Genomic DNA, 332 nt, shown 5'->3' on the forward strand with positions numbered 1-332 from the left:
TTGCGTGATCGAGCACCAGAGTTCCCCGGACAAAATGATGGCATTTCGGTTATTACGTTACGGGATTTCAGCCATGCAACGGCATCTGGAGCAGGGACATGAAAAATTGCCTCTGGTCATTCCGGTGTTGTTTTATCACGGGAAAATACAGCCGTATCCCTGGAGTACCAATTGGCTCGACTGCTTCGATGAACCGGCCTTGGCGAAGGAAATCTATTCCGGTTCCTTCCCGCTGGTCGATGTGACGGTCATTCCTGATGATGAGATCCTGACGCACAAACGGGTCGCGTTACTGGAAATGGTGCAAAAGCATATCCGGCAGCGAGATATGG

Annotated in this window: 1 protein-coding gene; it reads left to right on the forward strand. The window is 50.9% G+C overall.

Annotation, left to right across the window (positions count from 1 at the left end; translation table 11 throughout):
- On the forward strand, positions 1–332 hold a 332-nt coding region (locus ABR397_RS23595), incomplete at both ends, for an Rpn family recombination-promoting nuclease/putative transposase (protein WP_350307822.1).

The sequence above is a fragment of the Photorhabdus viridis genome (assembly GCF_040256935.1).
Classification (GTDB): Bacteria; Pseudomonadota; Gammaproteobacteria; order Enterobacterales; family Enterobacteriaceae; genus Photorhabdus; species Photorhabdus viridis.